Genomic DNA, 12464 nt, shown 5'->3' with positions numbered 1-12464 from the left:
TTGTAGTGAGTTGCTTTAAGCTGATGAGTGGATTATTCAGATAATCAATATCCAGAAAACCGATATGAAGCATACGCTCAGGCAACTCGAGGTCTTTGTCGCCACGGCGCGCGCCGGAACCGTATCGCGCGCGGCCGAACGGCTCGCGATGTCGCAGTCTGCGGCGAGCAGCAGCCTCACGGAGTTCGAGCGGCAGTTCGACGTGCGCCTGTTCGATCGGGTCGGAAAGTCCCTGCGCCTGAACGAACTGGGCCAGCGCCTGCTGCCGCGTGCCGTCGAACTCCTCGCGCGCGCCGAGGACATCGAGGACCTGCTGCAGGGGGGCATGGGTTTCGGGAGCATGAAGATCGGGGCAACGCTCACGATCGGCAACTATCTCGGCACGCTGATCGTCGCGGCCTTCCTGCGGCGCCACCCCGAAAGCCATATCCAGCTGAGCGTGCATAACACGGCGACCATCATCCAGCAGGTCGCCGGCTTCGAGCTCGACATGGGCATGATCGAAGGCAGCTGCCACCATCCGGACCTGGAGGCTGTGCCGTGGCTCGATGACGAGCTGGTCGTGTTCTGCGCGCCGTCGCATCCGCTCGCGAGCGCTCGCCGCGCAAGCCTCGACGAATTGGTGCGGCACTCGTGGATCCTGCGCGAAATCGGCTCGGGGACGCGCGAGACCTTCGATCAGGCCATGCGCCATGTGGCGTCACGCATCGACGTGCGCCTGGAGCTGGAACATACGGAAGCGATCAAGCGTGCCGTCGAATCGGGGCTGGGAATCGGCTGCATTTCCCGCCTCGCGTTGCGGGAAGCGTTCCGGCGCGGCAGCCTGGTGCCGGTCGATACGCCGGAACTCGACCTGCAACGCTCCTTCCATTTTCTCTGGCACCGGCAGAAATTCACGACGCCGGGCATGCGCGCCTTCATCGCGTTGTGTCGCGAGGTGACGGCCGGTGCCCGCCGCAGCGACGAAATCCCGTTGACGTATATCCCCTGAGTGGCACGCGGCCGACGGCGAACACCGCAGGATGTGAAAAGGGCGCCTCGCGGCGCCCTTGGTGTTCCCGGGATCAGGTCTGCAGGCCTGTGCCGGCGGGCAGCGGCATCTCGGGCTTGCCTTCCGGCATGTAGGACGCGACCTGGCACGCGATGGCGGCAATGTAGGGAATGCACTGCAGGCCGAGAATGCCCACCCACAGTTGCACCTCGAGATCCTCGTAGCCGCGCTGGAAGACCAGTACCGCCGCACCGAGCATCAGGGCGACGAGCAGCCCGATCTCCTCGCGCAGCGGCGAGAAGAAGGCGAGGGTGCCCTTGTCCTTCCAGCCTTTCGGGGTGCGCACGAATTCGCCGCGTCGCTTGACGAGACCGGCGAACACGCCGCGTGCGATCGCGTGGGCCAGGCCGACCGAAAGCACCGATGCGCCGAGAATGTCCTTCCACGGCGCATCCATCGTGCGACGGTAGAGGATGGGGCCGAGGCCGGCCTTGAAGGCCATGAAGGCGAGGATGGGCAGCGCCAGCGAAGTGACCGGCAGCCCGAAGGCCTTCGGGAAGAACAGGATGCCGACGGTCCACGCGAGGCTCGCGAAGGCGAAGACGAGCTGCAGGGCGTCGCCGAGCCAGGCGAACCAGCCGGTGAGGAAGTGGTAGCGCTGGGCGAGGTTCAGCCGGCTCGGGCCGATCATCGCGGGCAGGTGATGCTTGAGGATCTGCATCGCGCCGAAGGCCCAGCGGAAGCGCTGGCTCTTGATCGCGGGGAAGTCGGCCGGGGTCAGGCCGCGGCCGAGGATGTGGTCGACGTAGCGGGTGTCGTAGCCCTTTTCGATCAGGCGCAGGCCCAGTTCGGTGTCCTCGCAGATGCACCATTCCGACCAGCCGCCGACCTCGTCGAGCGCGAGACGGCGCACCAGCGTCATCGTGCCGTGCTGGATCAGCGCGTTGCGCTCGTTGCGGTGGTGCATGCCGATGCGGAAGAAGCCATCGAATTCCCAGTTGCACATGCGGCGGAAGGGCTGGGTTTCCCAGTCGCGGTGTGCCTGCGGCGCCTGCACGACGGCAACGTCGCCGTCGTCGAAGTGCGGAATCAGGCACGACAGCCAGTCCGGCGACACGACGTAGTCGGCATCGACGACGCCGACCACTTCGGCACGCGGATCGGTCTGGCGCAGGCCGAAGTTCAGCGCGCCAGCCTTGAAGCCCGGCCAGTTGTCGAGGTGGTAGAAGCGGAAGCGCGGGCCCAGTTCGGCGCAGCGCTTCTCCAGCGGCTTCCACAGCGCCTCGTCCTTGGTGTTGTTGTCGAGGACGAGCACTTCGAAGTTCCGGTACTTCATCGTGGCGAGGCTGTCGATGGTCGCGATGACCATTTCCGGCGGCTCGTTGCAGCACGCGAGGTGGATCGAGACGAAGGGCTCCTTGTCCGCGTCGTGCGGCGGCAGGGGCAGGAAGCGGCGGTTCCAGCGGCGCTTGAACAGCACTTCGCCGAACTCGAAACCGTGCGACAGCAGCACCGCGATCGTCAGCAGCGTTGCGCCGATCAGCATCGCCAGCCCGATCAGGTCGCGCTGCGTGAGGTAGTAGTCGGCCGGGACGTTGAGGCCGACCACGAGCGTCGCGGCACAGGCCTGCACGAGTCCGGCGAGCCACAGGCGGCCCAGCACACTCCAGTCGCGCAGGAAGAACGCGATCAGGAACATCGGCAGGAAGGCGATCAGGGCCGCGGTGCGCGCCTTTTCATGCCAGCGCACGTCCTTGACGACCAGGCCGTCGAGCGCGAACTTCGGATGGCGGTCGGCATTGAACATGCCCCAGTACGCACCGGCCCAGCCTTCGATCTCGATCTTCCACGGCTGGTCGATCGCTTCCATGATGTAGTAGTCGAGCGAGGCCGAGCGCGGATTGGCGAGGAACTCGCGGATGAAGCGCGCCTGGTTCTCGGCCGAGGCGACTCCCTTCGTGTCGCCGCCGCCCAGGCTGTCCATCATCGGGCCGCGGCTGGGCCAGCCGATTTCGCCGATGACGATCTTCTTTTTCGGAAAGCGCTTGACGAGTTCGTCGTAGCGCATGAGCGCGTAGTCGACGGCGTTCTCGACCGGCACGCCCTCGTGGTAGGGCAGGAGATGGACGGTGATGAAGTCGACGCTGTCGGCCAGCTCGGGGTTCTTCAGCCAGACGTGCCAGGGTTCGGCCGTCGAGACCGGCTTCTTCAGGCGCCTGAGGGCCTTGCGCGCCTTGTCGAGGTAGACGGCCAGCTCCTTTACGGTGACGTCGCCACGCAGCAGCGCCTCGTTGCCGACGATCACGCGGTTTACGTGCGAATACTTGCGGGCGGCTTCGATGACCGCGTCGACTTCCTTCTCGTTCTTCTCCGCGTCGGGCCCGATCCACGCGCCGGCCATCACGGTGAGATCGCGATCGGCCGCGAGCGGGACGATGGAGGGGTTCTCGAGGCTGCCGTAGGTGCGGACGTGTTCGGCGGACCGGGCGAGGAGGTCGAGGTCGGTCCCGATCTCGGCCTCGCTCGGGTAGGTGCCCTGCAGGGGATTCTGGTCCCGCTGGAAGGGGCTGTATGCGTATCCGTGGATGCTGTTGGCGGCGCCGACGAATTCGGTGCCGCGGTTCCAGCGTTCTGCTATCAGGTACTGCGCGCCGGCGACGATTCCGGCAAGTATGAGCGCTACGATAATTCGGTAAATCAGCGAAGCCGCGTTTTTCATCAGGATCAGTGTCCCTCGAGGACGGTATCAAACACCGCAATGCCTGGCCCGGGCGGACAAGGCTTCGGATCTTGCGGTGCAATAGAATACTTCAGGTATGCCAGAATTCACGCATACGGGACCGTACAGCCGATGGCCGCGGAGTGTATGCGCTTTTTCTGCTGCTTAGCAAAGGGATTGTGGGTTTAATTTGCAACACGGTGCTGGCCCGTTCCGGGCTTGGCGAATCGCAAGGAATTAAGGTGTTGTCGGGAAAAGAAATGCAGCGGCGCGGCGTGGTCGCGCGACTGGCGGGGGTGAGCTCGATCGTGCTGGTTGCGGTCCTTTTGCTGCGCTATGCGGTACTCGAGGCGGGCGTGTTCCCGGCCGACTGTTCGCCGCACCTCGCGGATGGGCTGACGGGCTGGTGCCTGGTGAAATGGACGCTCGTGCAGGCTTTTATCCAGCAGCGCCTCGGGTGGCTGAGCCTCATCCTGGGGGTGGTCGCGTTCGTGTCGCGCCGGCAGCCGCTCGCCTGGGGCGGATGGCTATGCGGGATTGCAGGTCTCGTCCTCTACAGCTTCGACTACGCCGCCGTGGGTGCCATGCTTTCGCTGCTGGTGCTCGCGCACGGCGGCGCGCAGGCACGGACCGGCAAGGAGGAGTCCGGTCGCGAGCCACGCGATGGCCTGGGGGTTGAGGGGCTCCGGTAACCAGCGGCCGATGACGCAGACCGCGATCACGAGGCCGCATGTCTTTTCCTCCACGCCGTGCCGGCTCACCGCCCACCATCCAGTGACCCCGAACACGAGCGCAGGAACGAGATACAGGAACACGGGGAAGTCGCGGTAGCGCGGATCCGCGAACAGCAGCAGGGCTGCGATGGCCGCGGCGAACAGCAGCAGCCCGCGCAGCAGGCCGAGCGCCTGTCCGGCATCGAGCGTGTGCAGCCGGCCCCCGCGGAGGGTGGCCCACGCTTCGCTCGCACTCGTGAGCGGCGTCGTGGCGGACCAGCGCGACGCGGCGAAGGCCGTGATGAGGCCCACGGTGCCGATGCTGCCGAGCAGCCACCATTCAAAGGGGTCGCGCCAGGCAAGTTGCGCGTGTTCCCAGCCGAGGACAGCAGTCATTCCGGCGACGGCGCCCGTCGTGCCCAGGGCCGCGGCACGCAACGGGCCGTTGCGCGTGCCCATCGAGAGCAGCAGGCACAGCAGGGCGCCGAGACCCGCGCCGACGAGCAGCGAGGCCATCCCCGAGCGCTCGGTGACGGGCCCCGCAAGGGGGAACTTCGGCTGCAGGTCGGTGCCGAGCATGCCCCAGTAGCCGCCGACGGTGCCTTCGAGGCGGCGCTTCCACGGCTGGTCGATGGCTTCGATGAGGTTGTAGTTCCAGCCCTTTTCGTGCGCGATATGCACGAATTCGCGGATATAGCGTGCCTGATTGACCTGCGAGGGCTCCGAGCCCTGGCGCTGGCGTCCGGCGCTGGGCCAGCCGGTTTCGCCGATCATCAGCGGCTTGTCGAAATGGCCGCGCACCTCGTCGAACACGTCCGCGACGTGCGCGACGGCGCGGTCGATCGCGACGGGGTGGTCCTCCCAGAACGGCAGGATGTGAACGGTCACCCAATCGACCGACTCGGCGAGCTTCGGGTGCTGGAGCCAGAACTCCCAGACGTCGGCGTAGGTCACGGGGACCTTTACCCGCGCGCGGGCGTATTCGATCAGCTCGCGCATTTCCGACTCGGTGCGCTCGCGGCGCAACAGCACCTCGTTGCCGACGATCAGGACGCGAACCACGTCCGCGTAGTCGTTGGCGAGCCCGATCGCGTGGTCGAGCTGCTTCATGTTGCGCTTGGGATCGGCATTGACCCAGGCGCCGAGCAGGACCTTGAGGCCGATTTCGCGTGCGACCGCGGGCACCTGGTCGAGGCCCTGGTCGACCGAGTAGATGCGCACGCATTCGGTGATCTTCGACAGTGCAGCGAGGTCCGCGGCGATCTGCTCGCGCGTGATCACCAGCTTCTCGTCGAAGGGCGTCTGGCCCGGCAGGCGGTAGGGGGCATAGGACACGCACTTCAGGCGCTCGCCGTCCGCGAGCTTCAGGTCGTGCATGGGCACCGGGCGGGTCTGCTGCACGAGCACCATGCCCAGGACCAGCAGGATGGCCAGGCCAACCAGCAGGAGGCTGAGCCAGTTGCGGTCATGCGGTCGGGTTGGAGTGTGCGGAGACATGGCGCGGTGGTCTGGACGTCGGGCGGCGGTCGAAAAAAAGCCACGCCGGGGCGTGGCTTCCGTCGGAAAGAAGCGGCAGGATTTTAGCTTGCGTAGTCGTCCATCGGCACGCAGGCGCAGAACAAATTGCGGTCGCCATAGACGTCGTCGATGCGATTGACGCTGGGCCAGAACTTGTTCTCGGCGACCCACGGCAGGGGGAAGGCGGCCTGCTCGCGGGAGTAGCCGCGAGTCCAGTCGCCGAGGAAATCCGCTTGGGTGTGGGGGGCATGCTTCAGCGGGTTGTCCTCGGCGGTCCAGCGGCCGGCCTCGATTTCCCGGATTTCGTTGCGGATGGCGATCATCGCGTCGATGAAGCGGTCGAGTTCGCCCAGGTCCTCGGATTCGGTCGGTTCGACCATGATCGTGCCGGCGACCGGGAACGACATGGTCGGTGCATGGAAGCCGTAGTCCATCAGGCGCTTGGCGATGTCGACCTCGCTGACTCCGGTGGCGGCCTTGATCGGGCGGATGTCGAGGATGCACTCGTGCGCGACGCGCCCCTGCGAGCCCGTATACAGCACCGGATAGTGTTCGGCGAGGCGGTTGGCGACATAGTTCGCGTTGAGGATCGCGGCCTGGGTCGCCTGCCTGAGGCCCTCCCCGCCCATCATCGCGATGTACATCCACGAGATCGGCAGGATGCTCGCAGAGCCGAAGGGCGCGGCGCTGACTGCGCCCTGGCCCTTGTTCGGGCGATCTTCGCCGCCGGTCGCGGCGACCACGTGGTCGGCCATGAACGGCGCGAGATGCGCCGCCAGGCCGATCGGGCCCATGCCCGGTCCGCCGCCGCCGTGCGGGATGCAGAAGGTCTTGTGCAGGTTCATGTGGCTGACGTCCGCGCCGATGTGGGCGGGGGAGGTCAGACCGACCTGGGCGTTGAGGTTGGCGCCGTCCATGTACACCTGTCCGCCGTGTTCATGGACGATGGCGCAGATCTCGCGGATCGCCTCCTCGAACACGCCGTGCGTGGAAGGATAGGTGATCATCAGCGCGGCGAGGCGGTCGGTATGCTGCGCGGCCTTCGCGCGCAGGTCGGCAACGTCGACGTTGCCCTTGTCGTCGCATGCGACGACCACGACTTCCATGCCGCACATCTGCGCCGTCGCGGGATTGGTGCCATGCGCGGACTTCGGGATCAGGCACACGTTGCGGTGCGCTTCGCCGCGGCTCGCGTGGTAGCGCGCGATCGACACGAGGCCCGCATACTCGCCCTGCGCGCCGGAGTTCGGCTGCATGCAGATCGCGGGGAAGCCGGTGACTGCCTTGAGGTAGTCGGCGAGGCCCTCGATCATCTCGAGGCAGCCGGCCGCCTGCTCGCGCGGCGCGAACGGGTGCATGTTCGCGAATTCCGGCCAGGTGATGGGGATCATCTCGCTCGTCGCGTTGAGCTTCATCGTGCAGCTGCCGAGCGAGATCATCGAGTGGTCGAGGGCGAGGTCGCGGTTCTGCAGCTTCTTCAGGTAGCGCAGCATCTCGTGCTCGGTGTGGTGCGTGCTGAACACCGGGTGCGTCAGGATGGCGTCCTCGCGCAGCAGCGTGGCCGGGATGGCGCCCCCGTTCGCCGCCACCGCGGCGTCGAGCGCGGCGAGGTCGGCGCCGGCGCCGAAGCACTGCAGCACCGCGGCGACGTCGGCCGCAGTCGTCGTTTCATCGACCGAGATGCCGAGCATGCTGTCCGAGACCTTGCGCAGGTTGAAGCCCGCGGCGGCGCAGGCGGCGAGGAGTTCGCCGGTGCGCGCGCCGGTCGCGACCTGCAGCGTGTCGAAGAAGGCCGCCGTCGGTACCGGGAACCCGGCCCGGCGCAGGCCTTCGGCGAGGATTGCGGCAAGGCGGTGGATGCGCGCCGCGATCGTGCGCAGGCCTTCCGGGCCGTGATACACGGCGTAGAAGCCGGCCATGTTCGCCAGCAGGACCTGCGAGGTGCAGATGTTCGAGTTCGCCTTCTCGCGGCGGATATGCTGCTCGCGCGTCTGCAGGGTCATGCGCAGCGCGGTCTTGTCGCGGGCATCCTTCGATACGCCGATGATGCGGCCGGGCATCGCGCGCACGTTGGCTTCGCGTGTCGCGAAGAAGGCCGCGTGCGGTCCGCCGAAGCCCATCGGTACGCCGAAGCGCTGTGCCGAGCCGAGCGCGATGTCGGCGCCCATGGCGCCGGGCGACTTCAGCAGCACGAGGGCCATCAGGTCGGATGCGACCGCGGTGACGGTCCCCTTGGCCTTCAGCGCCGCGATCGTGTCACCGAGATCGGCAACCTCGCCGCGTTCGTTCGGGTACTGCAGCAGCGCGCCGAAGACTTCGTGCGTGGCAGCGTCGGCCGCCGGGCCGAATACCAGCTCGAAGCCGAAATAGGCGGCACGGGTGCGCACGACGTCGATGGTCTGCGGGAAGCAGGCTTCGTCGACGAAGAACGCGTTCGCCTTGGCCTTGCTCACGCGCCGTGCCATCGTCATGGCCTCGGCGGCGGCAGTGGCTTCGTCGAGCAGCGATGCGTTTGCGAGCTCGAGACCCGTCAGGTCGATCACCATCTGCTGGTAATTCAGCAGCGCCTCCAGGCGGCCCTGCGAGATCTCGGCCTGATACGGCGTGTAGGCCGTGTACCAGCCGGGATTTTCCGTCACGTTGCGCAGGATCACCGCCGGCGTGTGGGTGCCGTAGTAGCCCATGCCAATGAGGGATTCCTTCACGACGTTCTTCTGCGCGATCGAACGCAGCTCGGCCAGCGCCTCGTGCTCGGGCTTCGCGGCGCTCAGCGGCAGCGGCGCGGGCAGGCGGATCGCCGCGGGGACGGTCTGGTCGATCAGGGCGTCCAGCGAGGGGGCGCCGATGGCCGCGAGCATCCTTGCAACTTCGGCCGGATTCGGGCCGATGTGGCGGGCGATGAAGGCGTCACGCTGTTCGAGCCGGGACAAGGGGGCGCGCAGGGCGGAAGAGACAGGGGTGTTCGACATGACGGAAAACTCGGCGAAAGAACCGGGCCGCGCGGCGACCCGGGGAGCAGATGCGTGCGGCGGGATCAGGCGTTGGCGACGACGGCTTCGTAGCCGGCTGCGTCGAGCAGCTTGCCGAGGTCGGCTGCGGCGTCGGGCTTGATCTTGAACAGCCAAGTCCCGTAGGCGTCGGTATTCACCGATTCGGGGGCGTCGACGGCCGCCTCGTTGGAGCCGATCACTTCACCCGCAACCGGCGCATAGATGTCGGACGCCGCCTTCACGGACTCGATCACCGCGCAGGCCTCGCCGGCGGCGACCTTCCGTCCCGCTTCGGGCAGTTCGAGGAAGACGACGTCGCCCAGCGCTTCCTGCGCGTGATCGGTCACGCCGAGCGTCAGCGTGCCGTCCGCTTCGATGCGGACCCACTCGTGGGACTGGGTGTACTTGAGGTCTGCGGGGATGTTGCTCATGGGAGTCTCCAATGGTGAGAGGTTCGGATACCGGGCCGACGGCCCGGGAGCGGTGCAGCATCGGAAAAGGAACGCGGCGCCCGTGTCAGACGAGCACCTTGCCATTGCGCACGAAGGGCAGCGGGACCGTCCGGGCTTTCAGGCGGCGTCCGCGGATATCGACTTCGACGGCCGCGCCCGCCGCGACGGCGAGGGGCAGGCGCGCGAAGGCGATCGATTTCTCCAGCGAGGGCGAGAAACTGCCGCTGGTGGTTTCGCCGTCGCCGTGAGCGGTGAATACGGTCATGTGCGAGCGCAGTACGCCCTTGTCCTCGAGGATGAGGCCCAGGACCCTGCGCGTGGCGGGATTCGCGATCAGGGCTTCCTTGCCGACGAAATCGCGCGCGGTGTCGCTCAGATCCACGGTCCAGGCGAGTCCGGCGTCGAGCGGCGACACCTCGTCGTCCATGTCCTGGTCATACAGATTCATGCCGGCCTCGAGTCGCAGCGTGTCGCGGGCGCCGAGGCCGCAGGGCTTCACGCCGGCCGCCGCGAGGGCGTTCCACACGGCTTCCGCCTGCGCGGCCGGCAGCGTGAGTTCGAAGCCGTCTTCACCGGTGTAGCCGGTACGCGCGACCAGCAAATCACCCACCGCGGCAGCGGCGAAGATCTTCAGCCCTTCGCTCGCCGCACGCGTTTGCGGCAACGCCTGCCAGGTCTTCGCGCGCGCGTTGGGGCCTTGCACCGCGATCATCGCAAGGTCGCGGCGGCTGTTCAGGGTGACATTCGCGCCGGTGGCGGCGATGCGCTGGCGCATCCACGCGACGTCCTTGTCCGCGGTACCGGCGTTGACGACGATGCGGAAGGAGGCCGGCGAGAAGTAGTAGACGATCAGGTCGTCGATGACGCCGCCTTCGGGGTTGAGCATGCAGCTGTAAAGCGCCTTGCCGGGCTCCTTCAGCTTGGCGACATCGTTCGCGAGCAGTCCGCGCAGCCAGGTCGTTGCGTCAGGGCCGTCGAGGTCGAGGGCAAGCATGTGCGAGACGTCGAACATGCCGGCGTCGTGGCGCACGGCATGGTGTTCCTCGATCTGCGAACCGTAGTTGACCGGCATGTCCCAGCCGGCAAAGTCGACCATGCGGGCGCCTGCCGCGACGTGAGCTGCGTGAAGAGGGGTTTGCTTGGGCACGGACGGCTCCTGGAGGAATACGCGATCGGTTGTCGATGCAGCAGAAGCGTGACGGGGCGGGCTCCCGAACACAGAGCCCTGCCCCGTCTGTCCCTTGTACCTGAGAGTTTTCGGCCGAAGCCGGTGCCCCTTCGGTGGATGCGCTGGCAGACGCACCATCGGTTGCGTGCCCGCATCGCTCTCCAGATTCGTATTCCGTCGGCGGTCCTTTTGCCTGAGCGATTCCGGGGGGTTGCGCCTTCGGCGACTCTCCGGGAGAGTGCTCTCCCGCGCGACGGGCGGACGATAGCACCAAGGGGCGGGCCTGGCAACGGTCGGGCCGGGCTTGCCGTTTGCTATCATGAATGAAGAATACATGGATCCCGGTTCCTGGCGGGATCGCAGCTGCAGGCACCCCCGACAATGTCATTGAACGCCGATCTTCACTGCCACTCGACCGTCTCCGACGGCTGGCTGACGCCTGCCGAGGTGGTGCGGCGTGCGGCTGCCAACGGGGTGGAGCTCCTCGCGCTCACCGACCACGACGAAGTCGGCGGCCTCGACGAGGCCGCGGCGACGGCAGCCGAGTGCGGCCTGCGGTTCGTGCCGGGAGTCGAGATCTCGGTGACCTTCCGCGAGGAGACGATCCATATCGTCGGGCTGGGGATCGATCACCGCAATCCGCAGTTGCGCCAGGGCCTGATGCAGGTGCGCAGCGGACGCGAGCAGCGTGCGCAGGCGATGAGCGATGCACTCGATGCGGTCGGCATCCACGGCGTGCTCGAAGGGGCGCGTCGTTTCGCGCACAATCCCGCGCTCGTCGGCCGTGCGCATTTCGCCCGGCATCTCGTCGCAAGCGGACTGATGCCGGATGTCGCGACCGTGTTCCGTTACTATCTTGCCCGCGGCAAACCCGGATTCGTTCCTCATGCCTGGGCGCGGCTCGAGGATGCGGTGAGCTGGATCCGCGGGGCAGGGGGTATCGCGGTGATCGCCCATCCGGGCCGCTACCGCCTCTCCGCGCACGACATGGATGCGCTTTTCGACCGTTTCGTCGCCTGCGGCGGCGAGGCGCTTGAAGTCGTGTCGGGCGCGCGTGCGCCGCCTGAAGTCCTGCGCTTCGCCAGTATCGCGCGACGCCGGGGGCTGCTCGCCTCGCGCGCGTCCGATTTTCACGGCAGCGACGAAAGCCCCGTCGATCTGGGGCATTGCGAGCCGTTGCCGCCCGATCTCGTCCCCGTGTGGTCGCGGCTCACCGAAGCTGCGCCGCTCGCGGACATGCACCCCTGACCAGGACAAGAAGGCATTCATGGCCCAGTTCTTCTCGCTTCACCCCGAGCTTCCGCAGCCGCGCCTCATCCGTCAGGCAGCGGAGATCATGCGTGCCGGCGGGCTCGTCGCGTTCCCGACCGATTCCGCCTACGCCCTCGGCGGCGTCACCGGCGATTCAGATCTGCTGCAGCGCATCCGCCGGATTCGCGCAGTCGACGAGCGCCACCACTTCACGCTGATGTGCCGCGACCTCTCCGAGATCGCCACCTATGCGCGTGTCGATAACGCGCAATACCGCCTCTTGAAGGCCGTGACGCCGGGACCCTATACCTTCATCCTGGAGGGTACGAAGGAACTCCCCCGGCGGGTGTTGCACCCGAAGCGCAAGACCATCGGCCTGCGCATTCCCGAGCATGCCGTCGTGGCTGCGCTGCTGCAGGAACTCGATGAACCCATCCTCACGTCCACGCTCCTGCTTCCGGACGAGGACCTGCCCCTGACCGACCCGGAGGAGATCCGCGAGCGCCTCGAGAAGCAGGTCGAACTGGTCATCGAGGCCGGCTATTGCGGCCCCGAGGCCACGACGGTCATAGACCTGACATCGGGTGCGCCGGTGCTGGTGCGCGCCGGCCGGGGCGACCTGGCGCCGTTCGGCTTGGAGAACGACTAGCGCGGCAGGCTTG

The 12464-nt window shown here is 67.0% G+C and carries 8 protein-coding genes and 1 riboswitch; of the genes, 3 read left to right on the top strand and 5 right to left on the bottom strand.

What is annotated here, in order from left to right:
- Positions 1–64 precede the first annotated feature (64 nt).
- Positions 65–991 carry a LysR family transcriptional regulator gene (locus GPA22_RS01315; RefSeq protein WP_169254277.1) on the top strand — a complete coding sequence of 309 codons (927 nt, stop codon included), beginning with the start codon at positions 65–67 and terminating at the stop codon, positions 989–991.
- Between the two features lie 73 nt (positions 992–1064).
- Here the strand turns inward: GPA22_RS01315 and GPA22_RS01310 are convergent, their stop codons facing one another.
- From GPA22_RS01310 to gcvT, 5 genes are all read right to left on the bottom strand, one after another.
- A complete protein-coding gene (locus tag GPA22_RS01310) occupies positions 1065–3710 on the bottom strand; it encodes a glycosyltransferase (protein ID WP_169254276.1) in 2646 nt (881 codons plus the stop codon).
- Between the two features lie 527 nt (positions 3711–4237).
- Entirely contained in the window at positions 4238–5920 is a 1683-nt protein-coding gene (locus GPA22_RS01300) for a glycoside hydrolase family 17 protein (protein ID WP_169254275.1), read from the bottom strand.
- A gap of 83 nt (positions 5921–6003) precedes the next feature.
- A complete protein-coding gene (gene gcvP, locus GPA22_RS01295) occupies positions 6004–8910 on the bottom strand; it encodes an aminomethyl-transferring glycine dehydrogenase (RefSeq protein ID WP_169254274.1) in 2907 nt (968 codons plus the stop codon).
- Between the two features lie 65 nt (positions 8911–8975).
- Positions 8976–9362 carry a glycine cleavage system protein GcvH gene (gene gcvH, locus GPA22_RS01290; protein WP_169254273.1) on the bottom strand — a complete coding sequence of 129 codons (387 nt, stop codon included), beginning with the start codon at positions 9360–9362 and terminating at the stop codon, positions 8976–8978.
- Between the two features lie 85 nt (positions 9363–9447).
- Positions 9448–10479: a glycine cleavage system aminomethyltransferase GcvT gene (gcvT, locus tag GPA22_RS01285; protein WP_246263997.1), complete on the bottom strand. Its 1032-nt coding sequence runs from the start codon at positions 10477–10479 to the stop codon at positions 9448–9450.
- A gap of 244 nt (positions 10480–10723) precedes the next feature.
- Positions 10724–10810, bottom strand: a riboswitch (glycine riboswitch).
- A gap of 122 nt (positions 10811–10932) precedes the next feature.
- Between gcvT and GPA22_RS01280 the strand changes: the two genes are divergently transcribed.
- Complete coding sequence (locus GPA22_RS01280) at positions 10933–11799, top strand: 3',5'-nucleoside bisphosphate phosphatase (protein ID WP_169254271.1); 867 nt, start codon at positions 10933–10935, stop codon at positions 11797–11799.
- A gap of 19 nt (positions 11800–11818) precedes the next feature.
- Positions 11819–12451, top strand: coding sequence for an L-threonylcarbamoyladenylate synthase (locus tag GPA22_RS01275; protein WP_169254270.1), 633 nt, complete (start codon positions 11819–11821; stop codon positions 12449–12451).
- The last annotated feature ends 13 nt before the right edge of the window (positions 12452–12464 follow it).

Source organism: Aromatoleum toluvorans (assembly GCF_012910905.1).
In the GTDB taxonomy this organism is placed as follows: domain Bacteria; phylum Pseudomonadota; class Gammaproteobacteria; order Burkholderiales; family Rhodocyclaceae; genus Aromatoleum; species Aromatoleum toluvorans.
The sequence above is the reverse complement of the archived record's forward strand: the minus strand, read 5'-3'. Positions and strand labels throughout refer to the sequence as shown.

Coding starts and splice junctions, on each gene's coding strand:
- GPA22_RS01280 (WP_169254271.1), top strand. CDS start 10,933: ATGTCATTGAACGCCGATCTTCACTGCCACTCGACCGTCTCCGACGGC.
- GPA22_RS01310 (WP_169254276.1), bottom strand. CDS start 3,710: ATGAAAAACGCGGCTTCGCTGATTTACCGAATTATCGTAGCGCTCATA.
- gcvT (WP_246263997.1), bottom strand. CDS start 10,479: ATGGTCGACTTTGCCGGCTGGGACATGCCGGTCAACTACGGTTCGCAG.
- GPA22_RS01315 (WP_169254277.1), top strand. CDS start 65: ATGAAGCATACGCTCAGGCAACTCGAGGTCTTTGTCGCCACGGCGCGC.
- gcvH (WP_169254273.1), bottom strand. CDS start 9,362: ATGAGCAACATCCCCGCAGACCTCAAGTACACCCAGTCCCACGAGTGG.
- GPA22_RS01300 (WP_169254275.1), bottom strand. CDS start 5,920: ATGTCTCCGCACACTCCAACCCGACCGCATGACCGCAACTGGCTCAGC.
- GPA22_RS01275 (WP_169254270.1), top strand. CDS start 11,819: ATGGCCCAGTTCTTCTCGCTTCACCCCGAGCTTCCGCAGCCGCGCCTC.
- gcvP (WP_169254274.1), bottom strand. CDS start 8,910: ATGTCGAACACCCCTGTCTCTTCCGCCCTGCGCGCCCCCTTGTCCCGG.